This window comes from Burkholderia sp. Bp8986, assembly GCF_003854225.1.
Lineage (GTDB): Bacteria > Pseudomonadota > Gammaproteobacteria > Burkholderiales > Burkholderiaceae > Burkholderia.
The window spans coordinates 1-24,071 of the sequence record NZ_QTQM01000030.1; the positions used below are offsets into that span (position 1 = coordinate 1).

Consider the following 24,071-nt stretch of genomic DNA (forward strand, 5'->3'; position numbering starts at 1 on the left):
GCGGTCGCCTGCTGCTCGCGCGACGTCGCCGCGATTTCGGCGACCGACGTCGTCACCTGCAGCGACGACTGCTGCGCGCGCGCGACCAGCTCGGTCAGCTCGTCGGCCATCCGGTTGAAGCCCGTCTCGAGCGTGCCGAATTCATCGCGGCGGCGCAGGTCGAGGCGGCGCGTCAGGTTGCCGGTACGCATCACGTCGTGCACCTCGACGAGCCGCGTCATCGGCACGGTGACGGAACGGTACAGCCCGTAGCCCAGCCCCAGCGCGGACAGCAGCACGATCGCCAGCGCGGTCGCGAGCACGACCTCGGTGTCCTGCACGGATTCGCGGATCAGCTTCGCGGACTGGTCGGCGAACTTGCGGTTCTCCTGCACCAGGATATTCGCGTTGCGCACGACCTCGGCCCATGAAGGCTGCACCTTCGCATAGGCGGCGACGGCCTCTTCGCGCGACACGCGGCTCTTCTGCACCGCGTCGTTCAGCAGCGGCAGGTAGCGGTCGAAGGCGCCTCGAAACGTCGCGAAGCGCTGGCGGTCGTCATCGCGAAACGTCGTGTTCTGGTAGTCGACCGACAACGACTCGACCTCCTTGAGCGCCTCGCCGATCTTCGCGAAATCGCGCTGCACGAGTTCGGGATCGGTGTCGACGAACGTCGCCTGCTGCAGCGCCGTGAACGATTCGTTGACCGCGCCGCGCAGCGACGCCGCGAGATAGACGCCGGGCAGCGAATCGCGTTCGATGCTGACGGCTTCGCTGTTGATCGCGCGCAGGCGCTCGTAGGACACGCCGGCCATCACCAGCATCAGCACGAACAGCACGCCGAAGCTGATCAGGATACGGTTGCCGAGCGTCAGCCGGGCGGCGCCGCTCGTCGTGTGCAGGCTTTCATTGGTCGCGCGGGGCGTCACGGTGGCCATGTTCGTTATGGGCTTTCTAAAATCAGCGTTGAAAAAATCCGCGCCCGCCTGCGCGCCGGACGGCGCGCCACGAGCGCATCGGGGTCTGCGGGCAACGCGGCACCGGCGGGCCGCGCCGCGAAATCATCGCTCCGCTTGTGCCGGCAGCCGAAGCGCGACCATGAAGCCGCGCGCCGTATTGCGCATCAGGATCTGGCCGCGATGCCGCGCGGCCGTCGCGCGGACGAACGCAAGCCCGAGGCCGAAGCCGCCGCGCGCCGCGCCATGCGCGGATTCGAGCCGCACGAACGACTCGGTCGCGGCCGTGCGCTGCTCGGGCGCGATGCCGGAGCCGGCGTCCTCGACGCCGATCAGCCAGGCACCGTCATCGTCGCTCAGCGTGCAATGCACGTCCGTACCGGCCGGGCCGTATTTCAGCGCGTTGTCGATCAGGTTCGCGACCGCGCGCGTGAGCATCATGCGGTCGCCCATCGTCACGCACTCGGTGCCGGGCACGTGGGCAACGACCCGGCTGCCGAATCCGGCCGCCTTCTCCCACAGCTGGTCGACCGCGTCGAGCACGATCTCGTTGAGGCTCAGGACCTCGTGCGCGCGGCGTTCCGACTGCGCGCGGGTCAGGTGGATGAAGCCGTCGGCGAGCGCGAGCGCGCGCCGGGCGTGGCCGGCAATGCGCTCCATGATCGCCGGCATGTCGCCGTGCTCGGTCCGGTAGACCTCGAGCAGCGCGAGAATCGAGGTCTGCGGCGAGCGCATGTCGTGCGACAGGAAATCCAGCGCTTCGTCGCGCTGCCGCGACATCAGGTACGAATTCGAGTGATAGCGGATGCGCGCGGTCAGCTCCATCGCGTCCGGGAGCTTCACGAGATAGTCGTTCGCGCCGGCGATGAATGCCTCGCGCTTGACGATCGGCTCTTCCTTCGCCGACAGCACGATGATCGGCACGCGTGCGGTGTCGGCGTTCGCGCGCCACGCGCGAACGAGGTCGAGGCCGTCGATGTCCGGCATCACGAGATCCTGCAGGATGACCGTCGGCTTCACGTCGCGCGCGACCGCCATCGCCCGGTGTGCGTCGGTGCACACATGCAGGTCGATATCGTGCTCGCTGCGCAGCGCGCGACGGATCACCTCGCCGACGAACGGCTGATCGTCGACGAGCAGAACCGATAGCCCCGATTCGAGACAATCCGGCGCATTTTCACCGCTGGATTCTTTCATAAATACCGTTTCAAACGCCAAATCTCCAATTGATTCTTTCATAGGAGTTGTTTATCCGACTTGGACGCCATCTTAAAACATGGCGGCAGAGAAATCCGCCTGTGTTGCCGAACTGGCCTGTCGGCATTGCCTCGCGGGGATCCGAACGCCGAATTCACCCCGACGACGGTCGCATTACCTCCGCGCGCTTTCTCTCAATAAAGATAACCGGCTGATTCTAAATGAAATTAGAACACAGCATCTATCTCCTTCCGGTTTAGTTTTGCCAAATATGGTGAGAGAGCGGAATTCAGATAAATCAGATCATTTCCTGGCGCGAAAGACGACAACGTTTGCGAAGCCGCCGCCATGAGGTTTGCATGCGCTGCAAGGCCGCCCGTCGAACGTATCGGGACCGGATTTCGATGCGACGGAATGGGGAAGGTAGAGAGGAGAAAAGCGCGCGCCGCCACCGGATCGGCCGCGACGCGGCACGCATCGAACGCCGCCGGCCGGCGCCGGTGGCGCAGCAAGGCGGCCGTGCGCTCACGCCCGGCCGCGCGGCCGATTACCCGCGCGCGTGCTGCGCGGACACTTCCTGCAGGTCGAGATCGCGCTCGACCATGTGCAGCATCTCGTCGTGAATGCGGCCCGTACGATGCAGGCGCAGCAGCTCCGCGCGCCCGGCCTTGATCGCGGCCAGCACGACGTCGTAGTGCGCGACGCGGACCTCCGCCGGATATTCGGGCTCGTTCTTCGCCCGCTCGGTCAGCTCCGCACGATACGTGTATTGCTCCAGCAGGCGCGGATGAATCACGTTGCCGCTGTCGTCGCGCACCAGCGGCTGGATCGCCGCGAGCTGCGCTGCCTCGATATGCGCCCACGTCTGCGGCTCGGTCAGGTGATGCGCGGCGCGCTCTTCGCGTTGCGGCAGGCGCAGCAGCCGGATCAGCGGGCCGATGGTCGTGCCCTGCAGCAGCACGGTGACGAGGATCACCGCGAACGACGCGACCAGGATCACGTCGCGGCCCGGCAGCGCCTCCGGCAACGACAGCGCGATCGCCAGCGTCACGACCCCGCGCATGCCGGCCCAGCTCATGACCGTCGCGGCCTTCCAGTCGGGCGCGCCGCCGCGCCGCACGATCCCGCGCACCGGCCACTTCAGCACCTCGACGGCATAGATCCACACGAAGCGCGATACGATCACGGCCGCCAGCACCGCGAGCACGGCCGGCATCATCGTGGCGAGCACCTGCTCGAAGCCGCCGAGCCGGTGGATCGCGCCGCGCAGCGACAGCCCGATCAGCACGAACACCAGTGCTTCGAGCAGGAACACGATGACCTGCCAGAACGCGGTGCCGCGCGTGCGCACGGCCGCCGAGAACACCTCGTGCTGATGCCAGCCGACGATCATGCCGGTCGTGACCGTCGCGATCACGCCCGACACCTCGGCCATCTCGCCCGCGATGTATGCGATCCAGCCGGCGATCACCGCGACGGTGACTACCAGGTAGTCGTCGTCGAGCAGCTTCAGGAACCACACGACGAGCTTGCCGACCAGGAAGCCGACCACGACGCCGCCGAGCCCGAGTTCCGCGAAACGCACGACCGCGTGCTCGAGGCTGAACGCGCCCGTCAGCGCGGCGGCGACCGCGAAGCGGAACAGCACCAGGCCCGCCGCGTCGTTCAGCAGGCTCTCCCCTTCGAGCAGCACCATCAGACGGCGCGGCAGCGCGACGCGTTCGAGCACCGCCTTCGCGGCCACCGCATCGGGCGGCGACACGATCGCGCCGAGCGCAAAGCACGCGGCCCACGGCAGCGACGGCACGACCCAGTGCACGGCGAAGCCGACCGCAAACGTCGTGAACACCACCGCGCCGATCGCGAGCAGCAGGATGCCGCCCACATTGCGCTTGAACTCTTCCCACACGGTGAAATATGCGCCGTCCATCAGCAGCGGCGGCAGGAACACGAGCAGCACGAGCTCCGGATCGAGGTTGATCGGCGGCAGGCCGGGAATGAACGCGATGCCGATGCCGCCGATCAGCAGCGCGGCCGCCGGCGGCAACCGCAACCGCTTGGCGATGTATTCGAGCGCAACGATCGCGAGGAATGACAACAGAACCAGCTTGAATGCCGAGACGGGGGACATGAATCGACCTCGTGAGGAATGAATGCGCACGCCAGCCGGTGTCGTACCCCGGTTGGCCATTTCGCGCGATTACATCACGATGCGATGCGTGCAGTCGAGCGCGTTCGGCCGGCGCGGCCCGCATTGCCACGACGATGGCGCACGGCGGACATCGCCGCGATCCGTCGGTGTGCGCCGAAACGAAAACGGCACGCGGGCCGGCGCGATGCGCCCCCCCGCGTGCCGTCATGCGGCGCCTCTCGCGCTAGCGGCGGCGCACGACCATCAGGCGCGGCTCGGTCATGTCCTCGATCGCGTAGCGGATCCCTTCGCGGCCGAGCCCCGAATCCTTCACGCCGCCATACGGCATGTTGTCGACGCGGAACGACGGCACGTCGTTGATCACGACGCCGCCCACCTCCAGCTCGTCCCATGCGCGCTGCGCATGTGCGAGCGAATCGGTAAACACGCCCGCCTGCAGGCCGAAGTCGCTGTCGTTGACGCGCGCGAGCGCATCGTCGAAGCGCTCGAACTTCTCGAGGATCGCGACCGGACCGAATGCCTCCTTGCGGTAGAGGTCCTGTTCGCGGCCGACGTTTTCCAGCAGCGTCGCCTCGAACATCGCGCCGTCGACCTTGCCGCCCGCGACGATCTTCGCGCCCGCCGCGACGGCCGCATCCATCCAGCCCGACAGGCGGCGCGATTCGGATTCCGAGATCATCGGGCCGACGAACGTCGACGGATCCTTCGGATCGCCCATCTTCAGCGAACGCGTCTTCGCGACCAGCTTGTCGCGCAGCGCGTCGTACAAGTCCGCATGCACGAGGATCCGCTGCACGCCGATACAGCTCTGGCCAGACTGGTAATACGCGCCGAACGCGAGACGCTCGACCACGTAGTCGAGCTGGTCGAGCTGGTCCGCGTCGACGATCGCCGCCGCGTTGCCGCCGAGCTCCAGCACGACTTTCTTCTTGCCGGCCTTCTCCTTCAGCGCCCAGCCCACGGCGGGCGAGCCCGTAAACGACAGCAGCCTGAAGCGCTCGTCGGTCGTGAACAGGTCCGCGCCGTCGCGATGCGCGGGCAACACCGAGAATGCGCCCTTCGGCAGGTCGGTTTCGGCGAGCACCTCGCCGATGATCAGCGCGCCGATCGGCGTGCGGCTCGCGGGTTTCAGCACGAACGGACAGCCAGCGGCCAGCGCCGGTGCGACCTTGTGCGCGGCGAGGTTCAACGGGAAGTTGAACGGCGAGATGAACGAGCACGGGCCGATCGGCACACGCCGCGTATAGCCGGTGTAGCCTTGCGCGCGGGCCGAGATCTCGAGGTTGATCACTTCGCCGTCGATGCGCACCGACTCCTCGGACGCGACGCGGAACGTATCGATCAGCCGCGTCACTTCGCCCTTCGAATCGTTGATCGGCTTGCCGGCCTCGATGCACAGCGCCTCGGCCAGCTCGTCGAAGCGCTCGCGAAAGCGCGCGACACAGTGGTCGAGCACCGCCTGCCGCCTGTAGGCCGGCAACTCGCGCATCGGCTTCGCGGCGTCGACCGCCGCGCCGATGGCCGCATCGATCGCCTTCGCGTCGGCCAGCGCGACGCGTGTCGCGACCTTGCCGCTGAACTTGTCGGTGACTGCGAGATCGGTGTTCGCGTAGACGGCCTCGTTGGCCAGATAGTACGGATAGGTATCCTTCAGCATGGAACGCTCCTTCCGGTGAACGGCGGATTCAGAGTTGCGCCGACAGGCGCTTGATTTCGCGGTTGAGCACGCGCTCGTTGTCCGAATAGTCGATCGGCACGTCGATCACGTGCACGCCCGGCGTCGCGAAGCAGTCGCGCAGCAGCGGCCCGAGATCGTCGGCCGCTTCGACGCGATGCCCGTGCGCGCCGTAGCTCTGCGCATACGACACGAAATCGGGGTTCTTCAGCGTCATCGCGAAATCGGGGAAGTTCATGTTTTCCTGCTTCCAGCGGATCATCCCGAACGCATCGTCGCGCAGGATCATCACGACGATGTCGAGCTTCAGCCGCACGGCCGTTTCGAGTTCCTGCGAATTCATCATGAAGCCGCCGTCGCCGCAGACGGCGATCACCTTGCGCTGCGGATGCACGATCTTCGTCGCGATCGCCGACGGCAGGCCGGCGCCCATCGACGCGAGCGCGTTGTCGAGCAGCAGCGAGTTCGGTTCGTGCGCGCGCCAGTAGCGCGCGAACCAGATCTTGTACATCCCGTTGTCGAGACAGACGATCCCGTCGACCGGCAGCGCGTTGTACAGGTCGTTCACGATCCGCACCGGGTACATCGGGAAGCGCGGATCGTGCTGGCCCTTCTCGAGGTGCGCGTCGAAATGCGCCTTGATCATCTTGAAGCGCTCGAAATCCCAGTGCGATTGCGGCGTCACCGCTTCCTTCATCTGCCACACCGCGTTCGCGATGTCGCCGACCACTTCGATCTGCGGGAAGTAGACGGGATCGACCTGCGCGCCGAGGAAGTTCACGTGGATCACGGTCTTGTCGTCCGTGCGCATGAAGAACGGCGGTTTCTCGATCACGTCGTGGCCGACGTTGATGATGCAGTCCGCGTGCTCGATCGCGCGGTGCACGAAGTCGCCGTCGGACAGCGTCGCGTTGCCGAGCCACAGCGGATGCGTTTCGTCGATCACGCCCTTGCCCATCTGCGTCGTGAAGAACGGGATGCCCGTCCTGTCGACGAATTCGAGCAGCATCTTGCAGGTCGTCTTGCGGTTGCCGCCCGCGCCGATCATCAGCAGCGGGTGATGCGCGGCCTGAATCGCGTCGACCGCATGCGCGACCGCCTTCTCCTCCGCCACCGGCCGCCGGCTGTAGCTGCGCGGAATCGGCTTGCCGTCGCCCTCCTCGTGCGCGATGTCTTCCGGCAGTTCGAGGTGCGCGGCGCCCGGGCGCTCCTCCTCCGCGCGGCGGAACGCCTCGCGCACCGCCGACGGAATGTTGCCGATCGACACGATCTGCCGCGTGAACTTCGTGAGCGGCTGCATCATGTCGACGACGTCGACGATCTGGAAGTGGCCCTGCTTGCTGGACTTGATCGGCTTCTGCCCGGTGATCATCAGCATCGGCATGCCGCCGAGCTGCGCATACGCGGCGGCCGTCACGAAGTTGGTCGCGCCCGGCCCGAGCGTCGCGAGACACACGCCGGTGCGGCCCGTCAGGCGGCCGTAGGTGGCGGCCATGAACCCGGCCGCCTGCTCGTGCCGGGTCAGCACGAGCTTGATCTTCGAGCGCCGCAGCGATTCGAGCAGATCGAGGTTTTCCTCGCCGGGAATGCCGAACACGTACTCGACGCCTTCGGCTTCCAGCGCCTTCACGAACAGATCCGATGCTTTCATGGGGGACTCTCGGTTGATGCCGCCTGCCCGGCTTACGGGCGCGCGACGTTCAGAACGCGCGCCGGCCTACGGCACGCGGACGCTTTACCTACTGGACACTGACCACGGCACTGCCCGCCGTGCAACGCACGGCGGCGCCTCCCTGTGCAGGAGGACAAACGGATTCACCCGCGCGCGGCAAGCACGCGCGGGCGGCAAGGACGTTTTTGATTGTAGACGGATTCGCGGAATTCCGACTTCGGCCGAATGGCCGGGTCCGGCCGCGCGAAAGGGTCGGCCTGACGGCCAATTCGACCTCAAGCGGCGCGCGCGGCCCTATCGTCGGGGGCAAGCCGATTTCATTCATCGAACCTGTGAACCATGGTTTACATACCGAGATCCATGCCCTACAGTGCCCCTACGTTCAGTATCCGGACCACCGATGTCTTCGACGCGTGGTTTGCCGGCCTGCAGGATCGCGTCGCCAGGCGGCGCATCCAGGCCCGCATCGACCGCCTGTCGATGGGCACTCCGGGCGACTGGAAATCCGCCGGCTCGCCCGTCGTCGAAATGCGTATCGACCACGGCCCCGGTTATCGCGTCTACTACGTCAGGCGCGAAACGATATGGGTGATCCTGCTCTGCGGCGGCGACAAGTCGACGCAACAGGCGGACATCCGCGCCGCCCACGCGATGCTCGAGCGGCTCGATCTGGAGTAACCGATGGACAAGATCAAGACCCGGCCGTGGGATTCGGCCGAACACCTGAAGACCGACGACGACATGGCCGACTACTTCGAGGCCTGTCTGCAGGAAGCCGGCGACGACCCGGCCTTCATCGCGCATGCGCTCGGCGTGATCGCCCGCGCGCGCGGCATGTCGCAGGTCGCGCGCGACGCGGGCCTGTCGCGCGAAGGGCTGTACAAGGCGCTGTCGCACGACGGCAATCCGAGCTTCGGCACGATCCTGAAGGTGATCAAGGCGCTCGGCCTGCAACTGCACGGCGCGAAAGCGCACGCGTGATGCGGCGGCACACGATGCCGCGCCACATGCTCGACGCTCGGGGCCGCATCAATGCAGCCACTCCGCGGCCCAGCGCGGCACCAGCGACACCAGATACAGCCCGAGCCCGATCAGCCCGCCGACCAGCGTGCCGTTGATGCGGATGTACTGCAGGTCCTTGCCGATGTTCAGCTCGATCTGCCGCGACATCTCGCGCGCATCCCAGTTGCGCACCGTGTCGCGGATATGACGCATCAGGAAATCCGCGAAATCCGGCGCCATCTCGTGCACGGCCTTCTCGATGTGCTCGTTCAGCGACGCGCGCAGCGCCGGGCTCTCCGCGAGCCGCGCGCCGAGCCAGCCGCCGAGCGTCGCGGCCTGCCGGTGCAGCGTCGAATCGGGCCGTGCGAGATCGGCCTTCAGCCATGCGCGCAACTGGTTCCACAGATCGCGCACGTAGTCGTTGAACGCGTCACCATCGCGGATGTAGCGCTTGATCTCGTCGCCCTTCGCGATGAACGCCGGGTCGTGCTTCAGCCGCTCGGTCAGCCGCACGACCGTGCGGTCGAAGCGCTGCCGCAGCTCGTGTTCGGGATCGGCCGCCACGCCCTCGAGCACGCGGCTCACCGCGCTCGCCAGCATGCGCGCGCCGTTCTCGCCGAACCACTGCGTCGGCATGATCTTCTCGATCTTCGGGTATTGCGTCTTCAGCCATTCGACGATGAAGCCCGCGATCACCTCGCGGTTCTCCTCCTTGTCGAGCACGTCGACCACCTGTTCGATCGCATCGTCGAGCAGCGCCTGGTGGCGGCCGTCCTTCGTCAGCGTGTCGAGGATCGCGCCGGCCGATTGCGACAGGTCGATCCGGTCGATCACCGCGCGGAACGCGTCGTGGACGAACGACTGGATCCGCGCGTCGTCGGTCATGTCGAGCGCGAAGCTCATCAGCTTCGTCACGTAGCCGCCGAGCGCGTCGGTGTTCGCGGGCTCGCCGAGCCATGCGCCGAGCTTCTGCGCGGGATCGTGCTGGCGGATCTGCGCGGCGAGCGCGTCGGGGCCGAGGAATTTCTCGCGCACGAACACCGCGAGGTTGTCGGCGATCTTGTCCTTGTTCTTCGGGATGATTTCGGTGTGGCGCGACACGAACGGAATCGGCACGCGGCGGAACAGCGCGACGACCGCGAACCAGTCGGCGAGCGCGCCGACCATCGCAGCCTCGGCCACCGCCTTGAAGCCGTCGACCCACGGGCCGCGCGGCAGCAGGATCGTCGTGACGAATACCGCGACGGCGGCCAGCAGCAGCCATAGCGCGCGGCGCTTGCTGCGTTTCAGTTCGAGGGCTTTGTCTGTCGTCATGGGCGACCGGTGAAACGGCAATGCCGCTAATATGCACCGATCGCCGGCCCGCGACAAACCCGAGCGCATTGCGCGCGCCGGGAATGTTGTCCCGAACGGGTTTCCTCCTGCGTTTGAGCGATCCGACGCGAACACGGCCGCCCCGGCCGCATTCGCGCGTTGCCTCAGAGAAACGTCTTCAGGTTCACCGCCGGATCGGCAAGCTTCGCCGGATCGGGCACGGCCCCCGCCGCAATCAACCGCCGCGACGCGCCGATGTCGCGCCCCAGGTTCGCCGCGGCCACCGCGACGATCTTCCCGTCGTCGCCCAGCCCGAACACCGTGAACGGCCCGCTCGCGGGATCGCCGCGCACGACGGTCGTCCGTTCGCTGCCGAACAGCCCGAGCATCTGCAGGTTGCAGTCGTACTGATCGGACCACAGCCACGGCAGCTCGGCATAGGTTTCGTCCGCGCCGAGCAGGTTCGCGGCCGCGACGGCCGGCTGGTTTTCCGCGACCTGCCACGACTCGATCCGTACGTGACGCCCGAGCAGCGGATTGAAGTGCATCGTCACCTCGCCGGCGGCGAAGATCGCGCGATCGGCCGTCCGGCATCCCGCATCGACACGGATCCCGTTGTCGACCTCGAGGCCGGCCGCCTGCGCGAGCTCGACATTGGGCACGACGCCGATCCCGACTACCACGATATCGGCCGGCACGTCGCCGCGATCGGTCTCGACGATCGCGCCGCCGCCCGGTGCGCGGCGAATCGCGCGCGGCAGCGTCGCCATCTGGAAGAGCACGCCGCGCGCGTCATGCAGTTGCCGCGCATACGCGCCGACGACTTCCGGCAACGCACGCTGCAGCAGGCGCGCAGCCGGGTCGATCACCGTCACGTCGCAACCGAGCTGGCGCGCCGCGGCCGCCACTTCGAGGCCGATGAAGCCGCCGCCGAGCACCGCCACGCGACGCCCCGGCGCGAGCTGCGCGCGCAACGCACGCGCGTCGGCCACGGTGCGCACGTAATGCGGGACGACGCCTTCGTCGACCGGCCCGCCGAACGCACGCACGCGCGAACCGGTCGCGAGCACGAGCCGCGTGTACGGCACCGTCGCATCGTTATCGAGCCGCACACGCTGCGCGGCGCGGTCGATCGCGTCGACGCGCGAGCCGAGCCGCAACTCGATGCGCTGCGCGTCGTACCACGCGGCGTCGCGGATGAACGCGCGCTGCTCGCCGCCGTCCGACAGCAGCGCGTCCTTCGACAGCGCGGGCCGGTCGTACGGCAGCTCGCGCTCCGCGCCGATCATCACGATGCGTGCGTCGGCGTCGCGCGCGCGCAGCGCCTCGGCCGTGCGCCGCGCCGCGTGGCCGGCGCCGACGATCACGAACGGGTCAGCCGACATTGACTTCCACCTGCCCGTCGACGATCCGGATCGGATAGGTCCGCACCGGCTCGGTGATCGGCGCGCATTTCGGCGCACCCGTGCGAATGTCGATCAGCCCCTGGTGCAGCGGGCATTCGACGCAGCCGTCTTCCACATAGCCTTCGGACAAGCGCGCGTGACCATGCGAACAGAGGTCATGCATCGCGAACAGTTCGTCGCCGATCCGGAACACCGCGATCGGCTTCTGGCCGGCGACGCGTGCCGCCGGTTCGTCTTCGGAGAATTCGTCGAATGTGCCCAGCGGGTGCCATTCGGCGAGGGTTGCTTCGGTCATGTCGTTTCCTTGGCTGTCGGATCGGTCAGATCGGGGTGGCGAGCAGCGTCTGCACGCGCGACGTGTCGTAGATCACGCGCTTGGTCTTGTAGCGCAGCCCGTCGGGCGTGCGCACGACCGTGTCGTAATACTTGCCGGCCTGGTACACGTTCGATTCGCCGTTGCTGCGCGTCTGAACGACCACGTAGTTGCTCTCGGTGTCGATCTCGCCGTCGCGTTCGGCGACGATCGTGAGGCCCGACGTCATGTGCCGGTACGTGTGCTCTTCGAAGATGTTCGCGTGCCGCAGCGACACCACGCGGTCGCGCAGCATCCGTTGGTTCGTGCAGTGGACGATCCCGACCGGCAGCCCGAGATCGGCGTTCTCCTTCGGCACGATCTCGTACGTGCAGTCCTCGGTGAACATCTCCGGCCAGCGTTCGAGCCGGTCGTTGTCGAGGTGGCCGATGTAGCGGTTCTGGAGCATGTAAATCTCGAACCACGTCTTCATGTCTTCCGTCAGGTTTTCCATCGTTCCGCGCTCCCGCTTCAATAGCCCATCAGCTTCTGATAACCGACCCAGAACTTGCGGATCAGGCTTTCGGTGATCACCGTGTCCTGCTGGTCAGGGTTGCCGCGCGACATCTCGATCACCGACGTCGCATCGGCGTCGCGCACCGTGCCACGCTGCACGAGTTCGGTCGCCTCCGTGTCCTCCATCGAGATGTAGCCGGCCGGCCCGACGAGGTTCGCCTGCTTGATGCGCAGCGCGCGCAGCTCGGGCGTGTCGTCCGCATAGCCGAAGAAGTGGAAGATCAGCTCGAAGTTGTCCGGCCCCTTCGGCAGGATCTGGCGCGCGACCAGCGTGTTGTGGATCTGCTGGATCACGAGCTGCGGGAAGATCGGCTGGATGTGGTTCGTGCAGTCCTCGTCGTATTCCGACACGAGATCGAGAATCGACTCGTCTTCGAGATGGAAACCCTCGTCGAACGAGCGGATGTTCTGCTGCTTGTATGCTGCCGACGTGTCGTCGCCCGTCTTCGTCACCGTGATGATGCTGTGCAGCCCGTGGTTCGCATCGGGAATCGAGCGCGCCTTCATCCCGACGCGGAAGATGTTGAAGGTCGTATGGAACAGGTGCAGCATGCTCGCGTGATACGGATCCTTCACGTTCTCCATGTACAGCTTCCAGTTCGACTTCGAATACTGGCGCGTGCAGCCGAGATACTCGATCGGCTTGTGGAAGATCCGGTCGATCCACGGACGCATCTGCTCGCCCAGGTATTCGGGCAGCGGCGCCACGTCATCGCTGAAGGTCGCGAACACGAGCCCGCGATAGCTGTCGACGCGCAGCTTGCGCAGCCCGTGCTGCTTCGGGTCGAAGTCGGCCGGCATCCCGGTCATCCCCTTCTGGCCGCGCCGGAACGGCACGCCGAGCAGGTTGCCCTGGTTGTCGAAGCTCCACTGGTGATACACGCACGTGTGCGAGCTCGCGTTGCCGCGCGACTTGCGGCAGACCTGCGCGCCGCGGTGCGCGCAGCGGTTCACCCACGCGGACAGCGTGCCGTCCTCGGTGCGCGTGACGACGACCGGCGTGTCGCCGACGAACGTGCTCTTGAAGTCGCCGGCGTTCGGGATTTCCGCTTCCAGCGCGACGAAATTCCAGGTCGGCCCGCGGAAGATGCGTTCCTGCTCGCGATCGTAGACCGCGCGCGAGCTGAACACCTTGTACGGCACGCGCGAACCGTCTTCGTGCGGAAAGCGCACATCGGACGCGTCGTCACGCGTGGCGAATACGACGGGCGATTCTGTCTGCTCCATGTCGGACTCCTTGTGGTTCCGTTTCGTTGATTCCATGGAGCCGATTTTTGAAAAGCTAATATTCGGCGTCTATCCGGAAAGTGTGATTGCGGCGGCGCAATATCCACTTTCGGCGGATTTCTGCGCTAGCATGGCGACACACGCGACCCGGCGCACGATCGCGACCCATTCGTCGGATCGAAGCGCGCGTCCACACCAAGGCCGATGCCCATGTCCCCAACGTCGTTCGAGCCGCTTGCGCTGCGCGCGCACCGGCTGTTCGAATCCCGCGATCTCGACGAGACGCGCGAGCGGATCTCGCGCGTGATGCAGCCGCACGCGCTGCTGCCGAGCGGGCGCGTGCAAGGCGCATCGCATATGGATTTCGTCCGGCTCGGCGGCCTCGGGATCGGCACCATCGCGTTCGGCGACGCGATGCGCGTGCAGGTCGACGCCGTCGACGGCTATTACCTGCTGATGTTCTGCCTGTCCGGGCAGGCGGAAGTCCACGCGATGGGGCGCCGGCTCGGCGTCGACGGGCAGACGGGCGTGCTGTGCGCGCCCGGCGAGCGCTTCGACGCGGTGCTCTCCGCCGACTGCGAGCAGTTCGTGCTGCGCATCGATGCCGCGACCGTCGGCTCGCTGACCGGCGATCCGCGCGCGATGCTCGACCCCGTGCTGCACATCAGCGATGCCGCGCTCGCCGCGTGGCGCCAGCAGCTGATGCTCGTCGCCCGCTCGCCCGAGCTGCTCGAACGTGCGAATGCCAACCCGCGCGTCGCGTCGCAGCTCGAGCACCTGCTGATCGATCTGCTGATCGAAGGCCACCCGCCGTCGGTACCGAGCGCGCGCCTCGATCCCGCGCCGGGGTTCGTGCGGCGCGCGCAGGAGTTCGTGAACGCGCACTACGCGCAACCGCTGCAGCTCGCCGATATCGTCCAGGCCGCCAACGTGCCGGAGCGGACGCTGCGCGACGCCTTCCTGCAGTTCCGCGGGATGAGCCCGATGCAATACCTGCGCGCGACGCGGCTCGAGCATGCGCGGGAGTTGCTGCGCGGGTCGGCGTCCAAGCGACGGATCGCCGATATCGCGCTCGATTGCGGGTTCACGCACCTCGGGCGGTTCGCGATCGCGTACCGGGAGAAATTCGGCGAATCGCCGTCGGAGACGCTCGACGGGATGCGGTAGGCGGGTGCCGGGCTTGTCGGGCTCGGCTGCCTTGCTGCCTTGCTGCCTTAGCGCCTTACCGGCCTGATCGGCTCGCTGCGCGCCTGCATCTACGGCAAATGACATCGCATCGCGATGCCCTCTCCGCATTTGGCGTAGCGTGGTGAAATTGACCGTTAGTTGCAATTGATACGGAAACGGCCGGCCCTACGCCGCCGGCGCGATCATCGCCCGCGCGATCGCGCAGAACGCGGTCGTCGCGGCGCTTTCGCCGTGCAGCCGGCGGCTCATGATGATCGGCGACGTCGCCGTGGGTTCCGGCAGCCGCCGGTAGACGACGCCCTTCACGCGCACGCCTTCCACGCTTTCCGGCACCAGCGACACGCCCACCTGCGCGGCGACGAGCCCAAGCGCCGTCTGCAGTTCGCGCACCTCGTGCACGGCCGCGGGCACGAGCGCGCCGTCGCGCAGCGCGGACAACTGCTGGTCCGCGAAGCTCGGCCGCGGCGTGCTCGGATAGACGATCAGCGTCTCGTTCGCGATGTCCGCGAGCGTCAGCGGCCGGTCCGGATCGGCGAGCGGATGGCCGACCGGCAGCGCCGCGATCAGCTTTTCCTCGATCAGCGCCTCGCGCACGAGCTGGTCGTCGTCGAAGCGCAGGCGGCCGAACCCGACGTCGATCCGCCCGCCCTTCAGCGCGCCGAGTTGCTCGAGCGTGAACATTTCGATCAACGACAGCTCGACGTCCGGCTGCGCCTCGCGAAACGCGCGGATCACGTCCGGCAGCGCGCCATAGAGCGTCGACGGCACGAAGCCGATCACGATCCGCTCCGACAACTGCGCGAGCCGCCGCGTCAGCGGGCCGAGCTCGTCGGCCTGTTCGACGACCCGCGTCGCCTGCGCATAGAACACGCGGCCCGCGTCGGTCAGTTTCAGCGGCCGCGCGCCGCGCTCGAACAGCGGCAGCCCGACCTCGTCCTCGATCGCCTGGAGCTGGCGGCTCAGCGGCGGCTGCGTCATGTGCAGCCGCTCCGCGGCCCGCGTGATGTTCATCTCCTCCGCGACGGCGATGAAGTACCGGAGCTGGCGCAATTCCATTTCATGCCTCAAAGGTATGGAAGTAGTCGGAAAGAGTGTTGGACGACGCCGGGCGGGAATTCCTACCATGTGCACCAACAGGAGGAATCGCATGATAGCAACTGCCGCCACCATCGAACGCATCGAGACGCTGCTCGTCGACGTGCCGACGATTCGGCCCCACAAACTGTCGGTCGCCACGATGAATTGCCAGACCCTCGTACTGGTCCGCGTTCGATGCACGGACGGTATCGAAGGCGTCGGCGAGGCGACCACGATCGGCGGGCTCGCGTATGGCGAGGAGAGCCCCGAGAGCATCAAGGTCAACATCGACACCTACTTCGCGCCGCTGCTGCAAGGCATGGACGCGACATGTCCGGGCGCTGCGATGGCGCGTGCGCGCAAGCTGTTCCAGGGCAACCGGTTCGCGAAGTGCGCGCTCGAAACCGCGCTGTTCGATGCGCAGGCGCGCCGCCTCGGCGTGCCGCTGTCCGAGTTGTTCGGCGGCCGCACGACCGACGCGGTCGACGTCGCGTGGACGCTCGCGAGCGGCGACACGCAGCGCGACATCGCGGAAGCCGAGGCGATGCTCGACGCACGCCGCCATCGCGCATTCAAGCTGAAGATCGGCTCGAACGCGGTCGACGACGACGTCGCGCACGTGATCGCGATCAAGCGCGCGCTCGGCGAGCGCGGCGACGTGCGTGTCGACGTGAACCAGGCCTGGACCGAAACCGACGCGATCCGCGCCGGCGCACGACTCGCGGACGCCGGCGTGAGCCTCGTCGAGCAGCCGATCGCCGCAACCAATCGCGCGGGGCTGAAACGCCTCACGCAGCTCGCGCACATTCCGATCATGGCCGACGAGGCGCTGCACGGCCCCGTCGATGCGTTCGCGCTCGCACAGGACCGCGCGGCCGACGTGTTCGCGGTGAAGATCGCGCAGTCGGGCGGCCTGCTCGGCGCGGCGAGCGTCGCATCGATCGCGTCGGCGGCCGGCATCGACCTGTACGGCGGCACGATGCTCGAAGGCGCGGCCGGCACGATGGCGTCCGCGCAACTGTTCAGCACGTTCGGCTCGCTGAAATGGGGCACCGAGCTGTTCGGCCCGCTGCTGCTCACCGAGGAAATCCTCGTCGAGCCGCTGCGCTACCAGGATTTCAAGCTGCACCTGCCGGCGACACCCGGCCTCGGCATCACCTTCGACTGGGCCCGCATCGAACGGATGCGACGCGACGCCCGCTGATCCCGCACGACACGACAACCGAAACCGGAGACACAGATGAACAAGCAAGCCATCGACGCCCTGCTGAAAACCTTCGACGACGCCGCGGAAAAGCCCGGCAATCCGCGCGTGCGCGCGATCGTCAACCGGATCGTGAAGGACCTCTGCTACACGATCGAGGATTTCGACGTGCAGCCGAGCGAGTTCTGGACCGCGCTCAACTACCTGAACGAAGCCGGCCGTGAATTCGGGCTGATCGCCGCGGGCCTCGGCCTCGAGCGCTTCCTCGACGTGCGGATGGACGAGGCCGAGGAGAAGGCCGGCTTCCACGGCGGCACGCCGCGTACGATCGAAGGGCCGCTGTATGTCGCGGGCGCACCGGAATCGGTCGGCCATGCGCGTCTCGACGACGGCACCGATCCGGGCCAGACGCTGATCATGCGCGGCCAGGTGCTCGGCCAGGACGGCACGCCGCTCGCGAATGCGCTCGTCGAGGTATGGCACGCGAACCATCTGGGCAACTACTCGTACTTCGATCAGTCGCAGCCGGCGTTCAACCTGCGCCGCTCGATCCGCACCGACGCCGAGGGCCGCTACAGCTTCCGCAGCGTGCTGCCGGTCGGCTACAGCGTGCCGCCGGGCAGCAAGACCGAGCAACTGCTCGACCAGCTCGGCCGCCACGGCCATCGTCCGGCGCACATCCACTTCTTCGTTTCCGCGGACGGATATCGTAAGCTGACGACGCAGATCAACATCGAAGGCGATCCGCATATCTGGGACGACTTCGCATTCGCGACCCGCGAAGGGCTGATCCCGAAGATCAGGCAGGCCGAGGGTGCGGAAGGCAAACCGTATGGCGTCGACGGGCAGTTCGCGCTGATTGACTTCGATTTCTCGCTGCTCAAGGACAAGCAGGACGTGCCGGCGAGCGAAGTCGAACGGGTGCGGGCGCAGGCCTGAGCGGCCGTCCCGTTCGCCGAATCGACAACAAGGAGCGCAGGATGCTGTTTCATGTGGAAATGACCGTCCGCCTGCCGGCGGACATGGATCCGGTCAAAGCGGCCACGCTGAAGGCCGAAGAGAAGGCGATGTGCCAGCGGCTGATGAACGAAGGCGTCTGGCGGCATCTGTGGCGGATCGCGGGGAAGTATGCGAACGTCAGTATTTTCGACGTCGAAAGCGTGCAGCAGCTGCACGACCTGTTGAGTCAGCTGCCGTTGTTTCCGTATATGGAGATGGAAGTGCGGGCGCTGTGCCGGCATCCTTCTTCGGTGCGGGAAGATGATCGGTAAGAAGTGAATGTGAAGCGCGGCGTTATCGAACGGCCGCGCGAAGCACGGCCCCGGGCGGCCGGCGATTTTCTCGCCGGTCGCCCGTGACGTTTTGCACAGCCGCCGGGTTCAGGTGGCGCCCCGCGTCACGACGATACAGTGACGATCACCGCTCGCTCGCCAGATGCGCCGCGAACCCGACCGTCCCCGGCGCGATTTCCGCCTTCAGCGTCAGCGCCGGAATGTCGTAGTCGCCCGCGTTCTGTCGCCGGAACGGAATCGGCTGCGCGGTCCACAGTTCGTCGAGACGCTTGCCGAGCGCCGCACGCGTTGCGTCGAAGCGCTCATCGTTCATCTTTCCCGTCCGGTAAATCACGAACGGCGGCAGCACGTCGAACCCCGGGTAGTACAGAATCCCGTGCTGGATCGGGAACAGCACGTCGTCGATCGGCCCGTTGATGCCGCGCGCGCTGTAATGCGACTCCCAGCCGCCCGTCGTGACGATCACCATCGCCCGTTTGCCCGCCAGCGAACCTTCGCCGTAACGGTCGCCCCAGTGCAGGTCGGAATGCTCGCCGACGCCGTATGCGAAACCATACGCATACACACGCTCGACCCAGCCCTTCATGATCGCCGGCATCGAGAACCACCACAGCGGGAACTGCAGGATCACCGCATCGGCCCACTTCAGCTTGTCCTGCTCGCGCGCGATGTCGTCACGCTGCGTGTCCGTCTCGAACGCATGCTTCGAATCGAGCGCAGGATCGAAACGCGCGTCGGGTGCACGGACGGTCACGTCGTCCGCGTCGAACGCGGCCTTCCAGTTCATCGCATACAGGTCCGTCACCTGCACGCTATGACCCGCCGCTTCGAGATGCTCGACGGCAAAGTCGCGCAGCGCGCCGTTCAGCGAACGCGGCTCCGGATGGGCATAAACGATCAGCACATTCATGTTCGTCACTCCGTTGATTGAATGACTGCAGGATGCCGTCGCCGAAGGTATATTGGAAATGAATTCCCGATATTCCAGGTATAGCCGTGAACAATCTCAGACGACTGGATCTGAACCTGCTGGTCACGCTCGACGTGCTGCTTGCCGAGCACAACGTCACGCGGGCGGCCGAGAAACTGAACATGTCGCAGCCGTCGGTCAGCGTGCAACTGCAGAAACTGCGCGACCTGTTCGGTGATCCGCTGTTGCTGCCGGGGCCGCGCGGAATGCGGCCGACCGCGCGGGCGGAAACGCTGAGCGAGCCGCTGCGAGATGCGCTCGAAGCAGTCGAACGCGCGGTGCTGACGGCCACGCCGTTCGATCCGGCAACCGCGACGAACACGTGGCGCGTGGCCGCAACCGACTATGGCGAATCGACGATCGTGCTGCCCGCGCTGAACAGGCTGCGCTCGGCCGCCCCCGCGACGCGCCTCGCCGTCGTCGAACTCGTGCCGCCGCGCATCGAGCAGGACGCCGAGCGAAACGGTATCGACCTGGCCTTCCATACGACCGAAGGTTCGCCGGAAGGGATGCGGCGCCTGCCGCTGTTCGTCGAGCGTTACGTGCTGGTCGGCCGCGCCGGTCATCCGAAACTGAAGCGCCGCCCGACGCTCGCGCAGTTCGGCGCGCTGGAACATGTGATCGTGTCGCCCGACGGCGGCGGCTTCTTCGGCGTGACGGACGAAGCGCTCGCCAAAGCCGGCGCCACGCGGCGCGTGGTGCTGTCGGTGCCGCATTTCCTGTTCGTGATGACGGCCGTCGCCACAACCGACCTCGTGGCGATGCTGCCCGAGCGGCTGGTGCGCAACACGCCCGCATTGCGCGTCGTGGAGGCGCCGGTCGACGTGCCCGGCTATGAAATGTCGATGCTGTGGCACGAGCGCGTGCACCGCGATCCGGCGCATCGATGGTTGCGGGAGACGATCGCCGCGTCGGTGTAGATCGCCAGACGAGCGGTCGGCGCAGCGAGGCCACCGCGAGGTTCCGAGACACAACGTGCGCAGCGCGATGCAGCGAAGAGCACGGAGCAGAAACGCGCTTCTTGCCAATGCGGCTTCATGCGTCGGCCGCCCTCGCCGGTCGCCCTTGCCGGTCGCCCGAATCCGCTCACCCGAATCCCGGTCGCCGCACGAACACATTCATTCAGTACTTGAAACCGCCTCGAACACTGTATATATTTACAGTGCTTTTGTACCATTTGACCCGAATTCCGTCACCCATGACGGACGGACTTTTGTGAGGCGACCATGTTCCAGTCATCCGCATTCGATCCCGAGCAACCCGGCTTCAACCCCGTCCACTTCGAGCGTGCCGCGCGGCAAGCGGTCGTCGATCTCCAGCGTGTCGTCGGCGGCCCTGCGCAGCGGGCGCTCGGCTTGCGGCGCCGCAGCCATCCGGCCGCCGTCCGCACGATGAGCTGGCAGGCGCTGCTGAATGTCGAGGAGCTGGCGTTCTCGAACACCGGCTTCCTGAACCGCAACGATCCGATGGTCGTCGACGCCTTCATCCGGCTGCGCGACAGCCGGATGGTCGCCGCGGACGTCGAGGAAGCCGTCGACTGGAAGCGCGACGACGACGATCTGCCCGCCGTCTATCTGATCGTCAAGGCGATGCTGGAAGCGGAAGAGCGCGAGACACAACGCGTCGAGATGGAGTGACGGCGGCGCCTCGCGCGCTGTACCGTTACAGCCGCGCCGCGAGCCGCGCGCCCTGATCGATCGCACGCTTCGCATCGAGCTCGGCCGCCAGTTCCGCGCCGCCGATCAGATGCACGGAGCGTCCGGCCGCCTGCAGCGGCGCGAACAGCGCGCGCTGCGGCTCCTGCCCCGTGCACAGCACGATCGTGTCGGCTTCGATCAGTTCGTGATCGGTGCGCTGCTCGCCGTACGACACGTGCAGCCCGCGCGCATCGATCAGTTCGTAGTTCACGCCGCCGATCATCTTCACCTGCTTCATCTTCAGCGTCGCGCGGTGAATCCAGCCGGTCGTCTTGCCGAGCCCCTTGCCGAGCGGCGCGGCCTTGCGCTGCAGCAGCGTCACTTCGCGAGCGGGCGCCGCGACCTGCGCGCGCGTCACGCCGCCGCGCGTCGCGGCCGGATCGGTCACGCCCCACTCCGCCTTCCACTCTTCCAGATCGAGCGTCGGCGACTCGCCGTCCTGCACCAGATACTCGGCGACATCAAAGCCGATGCCGCCCGCGCCGACCACCGCGACACGCCGGCCGACCGGCTGCCTGCCGGCGAGCACGTCGATATAGCTGAGCACGTTCGGCCCGTCCTGGCCGGGAATCTTCGGGTCGCGCGGCGCCACGCCGGTCGCGAGCACGATCTCGTCGTAGCCGCCCGCGATCAGTTCGCTCGCATCGACGCGGCGATTCAGGTGCAGATTCACGCCGGTCAGCTCGACCTGACGGCCGAAGTAACGCAGCGCTTCGTCGAACTCCTCCTTGCCCGGAATCCGCTTCGCCATGTTGAACTGGCCGCCAATCTCCGGCGCCGCGTCGAACAGGTCGACGTGGTGGCCGCGCTGCGCGAGCACGGTCGAGCATGCAAGCCCGGCCGGCCCGGCGCCGACCACCGCAATGCGCTTCGGCTGCTGCACGCGCGTATAGATCAGCTCGGTCTCGTGGCAGGCGCGCGGGTTCAGCAGGCACGACGCGATCTTGTTCCTGAACGCGTGGTCGAGACACGCCTGGTTGCAGCCGATGCAGGTGTTGATCTCGTCGGCGCGGCCCTGCGCGGCCTTGACGACGAACTCGGCATCCGCGAGCAGCGGGCGCGCCATCGACACCATGTCCGCGCAGCCGTCCGCAAGGATCTGCTCGGCCACTTCCGGCCGGTTGATCCGGTTGGTCGTCACGAGCGGAATGCCGACCTCGCCCTTCATCTTCTTCGTCACCCACGCGAACGCGCCGCGCGGCACCGACGTCGCGATCGTCGGCACGCGTGCCTCGTGCCAGCCGATCCCGGTGTTGATGATGGTCGCGCCCGCGCGCTCGACGGCCTTCGCAAGCTGCACGGTCTCGCTCCAGTCGCTGCCGTCGGGAATCAGGTCGAGCATCGACAGCCGGTAGATCAGGATGAAGTCGCGCCCGACCGCTTCGCGCGTGCGCTCGATGATCTCGATCGGCAGGCGGATCCGGTTCTCGTACGAACCGCCCCACTGATCGGTGCGCTTGTTCGTATGCATCGAGATGAACTGGTTGATCAGGTAGCCCTCGGAGCCCATGATCTCGACGCCGTCGTAACCGGCCTCGCGCGCGAGCTGCGCACAGCGGACGAATGCACGAATCTGCCGCTCCACGCCGCTTGCGCTGAGTTCGCGCGGCGCGAACGGCGAAATCGGCGACTTGATCTTCGACGGCGCAACCGCGAACGGGTGGTAGCCGTAGCGGCCGGTATGCAGGATCTGCAGCGCGATCTTGCCGTCGTCCGCATGCACGGCGTCGGTGATCACGCGATGGCGCCGCGCGCCGGCCGACGTCATCAGCGTGCCGCCGAACGGCTTGGTCCAGCCGGCCACGTTCGGCGCGAAGCCGCCGGTCACGATCAGGCCGACGCCGCCGCGCGCGCGTTCGGCGAAATAGTCGGCGAGCCGCGGCAGCGTCTTGCGGCTGTCCTCGAGGCCCGTGTGCATCGACCCCATCAGCACGCGATTCTTCAGCGTGGTGAAGCCGAGGTCGAGCGGCGCGAGCAGATGGGGAAAGGAGGTCGTCATGATGATCCTGCCGGTAAGCGATGCGTGTCATCGTAGGCCGCGCGCCGCCTTGAACGTGAGGGGGCAAACAGCCATAATGCTTGTCATTTCCGGCCAAATCGACATGACCTCCCCATCGCGCAAGGACCGCCTCGGGCTACGCCGGCCGACGATTCCGGTCGCCTATACGCGCCTGCTGCTGCAGGCGCTGGCCGCACGCGGCGTCGACCTGGCCGCCGTGCGCGCGGGCACCGGGCTGCGCGATGCGGTGTTGGCCGAACCGGACGCGCGCGTCGCGCCGTCGCAATGGGGCCGGCTCGTGCTCAACGCGATCGAGATCGGCGGCGATCCGGGCATCGGGCTGGCGTTCGGGCTGCTGCTGAAGCCGACCGTGCACGGCTTCCTCGGCTATGCGACGCTGACCGCGCGGGACATCCGGGAAGCGCTGGTCGTCACGCAGCGCTACTTCCGGATGCGCAACCGCCAATATCGGCTGACCTACGCGGAGGACGCGCACGGCGCGACGCTCGAGCTGCACGGCGTGCAGGCGAGCCCCGTGCTGCAGCATCACGTGATGTTCGAGTTCGTGCTGACGGGGCTCGCGCAGAACATCTCGCAGTGGTCCGGACGCGCGTCGCCGCCGATCGTGCTGCGCTTCACGTGGCCCGAGCCCGGTTATTTCGCGCGTTATCGCGACCAGTTGCCGCCGGTCGAATTCGGCTGCGCGGCGAACGCGCTGTGGATCGCGCACGACGTGCTCGACTGGCCGCTGCCGCTCGCCGACGAAGTCGCGCACCGGCAGGCGCTGGTGCAGGTCGAGCGCGAGTATGCGCAGGTACGCCAGGAGGAAGGCGATCTCGTCGAGCGCGTGCGCGCGGAACTGGCGCGAACGGCCGGCGACTATTCGAGCCCGGAGGCGCTCGCCGACGCGCTGCTGGTATCGACGCGCACGTTGCGGCGTCGGCTCGAGGACGCCGGGTCGAGCTATCGGCAACTGCTCGACGAAGCGCGGTTTCGCGACGCGAAGCAATTGCTCTGCGCGTCGGACCTCGACCTGAAGACGATCGCCGAGCGGCTGCAGTTCACCGACCCGGCGAATTTCACGCGCGCATTCCGGCGCTGGGCCGGGCAGACGCCGAGTGCGTATCGGGAAGCGGCCGGCGCCCCGGCGAGCGAGTGAGCCGGAAAGCGCTCGCGCTCCGTCGCCCGAATCGCCG

General features: G+C 67.0%; 22 protein-coding genes. 9 read left to right on the forward strand and 13 right to left on the reverse strand.

Annotated elements, in window-relative coordinates; genetic code table 11:
* The 5 genes from DID99_RS24125 to DID99_RS24150 form a co-directional block, all read right to left on the reverse strand.
* Window positions 1-917: methyl-accepting chemotaxis protein (locus DID99_RS24125; RefSeq protein ID WP_148091649.1), on the reverse strand; the 917-nt coding region annotated here is incomplete at its 3' end.
* A gap of 123 nt (window positions 918-1,040) precedes the next feature.
* On the reverse strand, window positions 1,041-2,174 hold the full coding sequence (locus tag DID99_RS24135) for a hybrid sensor histidine kinase/response regulator (protein ID WP_044847544.1): 1,134 nt from the start codon (window positions 2,172-2,174) through the stop codon (window positions 1,041-1,043).
* Window positions 2,175-2,679: 505 nt separating this feature from the next.
* Window positions 2,680-4,263: a Na+/H+ antiporter gene (locus DID99_RS24140; protein ID WP_044847545.1), complete on the reverse strand. Its 1,584-nt coding sequence runs from the start codon at window positions 4,261-4,263 to the stop codon at window positions 2,680-2,682.
* A gap of 244 nt (window positions 4,264-4,507) precedes the next feature.
* Window positions 4,508-5,941: an aldehyde dehydrogenase family protein gene (locus DID99_RS24145; RefSeq protein WP_124667640.1), complete on the reverse strand. Its 1,434-nt coding sequence runs from the start codon at window positions 5,939-5,941 to the stop codon at window positions 4,508-4,510.
* Window positions 5,942-5,969: 28 nt separating this feature from the next.
* Window positions 5,970-7,610 (reverse strand): acetolactate synthase large subunit, encoded by a 1,641-nt coding sequence (locus DID99_RS24150; RefSeq protein ID WP_124667641.1) that lies wholly within the window; start codon window positions 7,608-7,610, stop codon window positions 5,970-5,972.
* Between the two features lie 381 nt (window positions 7,611-7,991).
* On the opposite strand from DID99_RS24150, the gene DID99_RS24160 reads away from it, so the two are divergent.
* Together DID99_RS24160 and DID99_RS24165 are read left to right on the forward strand one after the other, a co-directional pair.
* Window positions 7,992-8,309 carry a type II toxin-antitoxin system RelE/ParE family toxin gene (locus tag DID99_RS24160; RefSeq protein ID WP_124667642.1) on the forward strand — a complete coding sequence of 106 codons (318 nt, stop codon included), beginning with the start codon at window positions 7,992-7,994 and terminating at the stop codon, window positions 8,307-8,309.
* A gap of 3 nt (window positions 8,310-8,312) precedes the next feature.
* Complete coding sequence (locus tag DID99_RS24165; protein ID WP_006750245.1) at window positions 8,313-8,612, forward strand: addiction module antidote protein; 300 nt, start codon at window positions 8,313-8,315, stop codon at window positions 8,610-8,612.
* 48 nt (window positions 8,613-8,660) lie between these two features.
* On the opposite strand, the gene DID99_RS24170 is transcribed toward DID99_RS24165, so the two are convergent.
* The 5 genes from DID99_RS24170 to andAc all read right to left on the reverse strand — a co-directional run bounded on the left by DID99_RS24170 (window position 8,661) and on the right by andAc (window position 13,448).
* The gene (locus tag DID99_RS24170) at window positions 8,661-9,947 is read right to left on the reverse strand and encodes a DUF445 domain-containing protein (protein WP_124667643.1); all 1,287 of its coding nucleotides are present in this window, start codon (window positions 9,945-9,947) and stop codon (window positions 8,661-8,663) included.
* A gap of 164 nt (window positions 9,948-10,111) precedes the next feature.
* Window positions 10,112-11,332, reverse strand: a complete 1,221-nt coding sequence (andAa, locus tag DID99_RS24175) for an anthranilate 1,2-dioxygenase system ferredoxin--NAD(+) reductase (protein WP_124488770.1) — start codon at window positions 11,330-11,332, stop codon at window positions 10,112-10,114.
* Window positions 11,322-11,648, reverse strand: coding sequence for an anthranilate 1,2-dioxygenase ferredoxin subunit AndAb (gene andAb / locus DID99_RS24180; RefSeq protein WP_044847551.1), 327 nt, complete (start codon window positions 11,646-11,648; stop codon window positions 11,322-11,324). The genes andAa and andAb overlap by 11 nt, the downstream gene beginning before the upstream one ends.
* 25 nt (window positions 11,649-11,673) lie before the next feature.
* On the reverse strand, window positions 11,674-12,159 hold the full coding sequence (gene andAd, locus DID99_RS24185) for an anthranilate 1,2-dioxygenase small subunit AndAd (RefSeq protein ID WP_044847552.1): 486 nt from the start codon (window positions 12,157-12,159) through the stop codon (window positions 11,674-11,676).
* Window positions 12,160-12,176: 17 nt separating this feature from the next.
* Entirely contained in the window at window positions 12,177-13,448 is a 1,272-nt protein-coding gene (gene andAc, locus DID99_RS24190; protein ID WP_044847583.1) for an anthranilate 1,2-dioxygenase large subunit AndAc, read from the reverse strand.
* Window positions 13,449-13,658: 210 nt separating this feature from the next.
* Between andAc and andR the strand changes: the two genes are divergently transcribed.
* A complete protein-coding gene (gene andR, locus DID99_RS24195) occupies window positions 13,659-14,615 on the forward strand; it encodes an anthranilate 1,2-dioxygenase regulatory protein AndR (protein ID WP_124488772.1) in 957 nt (318 codons plus the stop codon).
* 186 nt (window positions 14,616-14,801) lie between these two features.
* Here andR and DID99_RS24200 read toward each other — a convergent pair whose 3' ends face one another.
* On the reverse strand, window positions 14,802-15,692 hold the full coding sequence (locus DID99_RS24200) for a LysR family transcriptional regulator (protein WP_044847554.1): 891 nt from the start codon (window positions 15,690-15,692) through the stop codon (window positions 14,802-14,804).
* A gap of 91 nt (window positions 15,693-15,783) precedes the next feature.
* On the opposite strand from DID99_RS24200, the gene DID99_RS24205 reads away from it, so the two are divergent.
* Genes DID99_RS24205 through catC form a run of 3 tightly spaced genes read left to right on the forward strand, consistent with a single transcriptional unit; the run spans window position 15,784 to window position 18,188 of the window.
* Window positions 15,784-16,917 (forward strand): muconate/chloromuconate family cycloisomerase, encoded by a 1,134-nt coding sequence (locus tag DID99_RS24205; protein WP_124667644.1) that lies wholly within the window; start codon window positions 15,784-15,786, stop codon window positions 16,915-16,917.
* A 36-nt stretch (window positions 16,918-16,953) separates the two neighbouring features.
* A complete protein-coding gene (gene catA / locus DID99_RS24210) occupies window positions 16,954-17,856 on the forward strand; it encodes a catechol 1,2-dioxygenase (RefSeq protein ID WP_044847556.1) in 903 nt (300 codons plus the stop codon).
* 41 nt (window positions 17,857-17,897) lie between these two features.
* Window positions 17,898-18,188, forward strand: coding sequence for a muconolactone Delta-isomerase (gene catC / locus DID99_RS24215; RefSeq protein ID WP_044847557.1), 291 nt, complete (start codon window positions 17,898-17,900; stop codon window positions 18,186-18,188).
* Between the two features lie 145 nt (window positions 18,189-18,333).
* Here the strand turns inward: catC and DID99_RS24220 are convergent, their stop codons facing one another.
* Complete coding sequence (locus DID99_RS24220; RefSeq protein ID WP_124667645.1) at window positions 18,334-19,119, reverse strand: NAD(P)H-dependent oxidoreductase; 786 nt, start codon at window positions 19,117-19,119, stop codon at window positions 18,334-18,336.
* A gap of 86 nt (window positions 19,120-19,205) precedes the next feature.
* Between DID99_RS24220 and DID99_RS24225 the strand changes: the two genes are divergently transcribed.
* Together DID99_RS24225 and DID99_RS24230 are read left to right on the forward strand one after the other, a co-directional pair.
* Window positions 19,206-20,099 carry a LysR family transcriptional regulator gene (locus DID99_RS24225; RefSeq protein ID WP_124667646.1) on the forward strand — a complete coding sequence of 298 codons (894 nt, stop codon included), beginning with the start codon at window positions 19,206-19,208 and terminating at the stop codon, window positions 20,097-20,099.
* A gap of 306 nt (window positions 20,100-20,405) precedes the next feature.
* Entirely contained in the window at window positions 20,406-20,816 is a 411-nt protein-coding gene (locus tag DID99_RS24230; protein WP_044847560.1) for a DUF2471 family protein, read from the forward strand.
* A gap of 25 nt (window positions 20,817-20,841) precedes the next feature.
* Here the strand turns inward: DID99_RS24230 and DID99_RS24235 are convergent, their stop codons facing one another.
* Window positions 20,842-22,875, reverse strand: a complete 2,034-nt coding sequence (locus DID99_RS24235) for an NADPH-dependent 2,4-dienoyl-CoA reductase (protein ID WP_124520324.1) — start codon at window positions 22,873-22,875, stop codon at window positions 20,842-20,844.
* Between the two features lie 76 nt (window positions 22,876-22,951).
* Here DID99_RS24235 and DID99_RS24240 point away from each other — a divergent pair, with 76 nt between their 5' ends.
* On the forward strand, window positions 22,952-24,034 hold the full coding sequence (locus tag DID99_RS24240; protein WP_124645991.1) for an AraC family transcriptional regulator: 1,083 nt from the start codon (window positions 22,952-22,954) through the stop codon (window positions 24,032-24,034).
* Window positions 24,035-24,071 lie beyond the last annotated feature (37 nt).

Coding starts and splice junctions, on each gene's coding strand:
- DID99_RS24160 (WP_124667642.1), top strand. CDS start 7,992: ATGCCCTACAGTGCCCCTACGTTCAGTATCCGGACCACCGATGTCTTC.
- DID99_RS24145 (WP_124667640.1), bottom strand. CDS start 5,941: ATGCTGAAGGATACCTATCCGTACTATCTGGCCAACGAGGCCGTCTAC.
- DID99_RS24240 (WP_124645991.1), top strand. CDS start 22,952: ATGCTTGTCATTTCCGGCCAAATCGACATGACCTCCCCATCGCGCAAG.
- DID99_RS24150 (WP_124667641.1), bottom strand. CDS start 7,610: ATGAAAGCATCGGATCTGTTCGTGAAGGCGCTGGAAGCCGAAGGCGTC.
- DID99_RS24140 (WP_044847545.1), bottom strand. CDS start 4,263: ATGTCCCCCGTCTCGGCATTCAAGCTGGTTCTGTTGTCATTCCTCGCG.
- DID99_RS24205 (WP_124667644.1), top strand. CDS start 15,784: ATGATAGCAACTGCCGCCACCATCGAACGCATCGAGACGCTGCTCGTC.
- andAd (WP_044847552.1), bottom strand. CDS start 12,159: ATGGAAAACCTGACGGAAGACATGAAGACGTGGTTCGAGATTTACATG.
- andAb (WP_044847551.1), bottom strand. CDS start 11,648: ATGACCGAAGCAACCCTCGCCGAATGGCACCCGCTGGGCACATTCGAC.
- andAa (WP_124488770.1), bottom strand. CDS start 11,332: ATGTCGGCTGACCCGTTCGTGATCGTCGGCGCCGGCCACGCGGCGCGG.
- catC (WP_044847557.1), top strand. CDS start 17,898: ATGCTGTTTCATGTGGAAATGACCGTCCGCCTGCCGGCGGACATGGAT.
- andAc (WP_044847583.1), bottom strand. CDS start 13,448: ATGGAGCAGACAGAATCGCCCGTCGTATTCGCCACGCGTGACGACGCG.
- DID99_RS24200 (WP_044847554.1), bottom strand. CDS start 15,692: ATGGAATTGCGCCAGCTCCGGTACTTCATCGCCGTCGCGGAGGAGATG.
- DID99_RS24165 (WP_006750245.1), top strand. CDS start 8,313: ATGGACAAGATCAAGACCCGGCCGTGGGATTCGGCCGAACACCTGAAG.
- DID99_RS24170 (WP_124667643.1), bottom strand. CDS start 9,947: ATGACGACAGACAAAGCCCTCGAACTGAAACGCAGCAAGCGCCGCGCG.
- DID99_RS24135 (WP_044847544.1), bottom strand. CDS start 2,174: ATGAAAGAATCAATTGGAGATTTGGCGTTTGAAACGGTATTTATGAAA.
- DID99_RS24235 (WP_124520324.1), bottom strand. CDS start 22,875: ATGACGACCTCCTTTCCCCATCTGCTCGCGCCGCTCGACCTCGGCTTC.
- andR (WP_124488772.1), top strand. CDS start 13,659: ATGTCCCCAACGTCGTTCGAGCCGCTTGCGCTGCGCGCGCACCGGCTG.
- catA (WP_044847556.1), top strand. CDS start 16,954: ATGAACAAGCAAGCCATCGACGCCCTGCTGAAAACCTTCGACGACGCC.
- DID99_RS24220 (WP_124667645.1), bottom strand. CDS start 19,119: ATGAATGTGCTGATCGTTTATGCCCATCCGGAGCCGCGTTCGCTGAAC.
- DID99_RS24230 (WP_044847560.1), top strand. CDS start 20,406: ATGTTCCAGTCATCCGCATTCGATCCCGAGCAACCCGGCTTCAACCCC.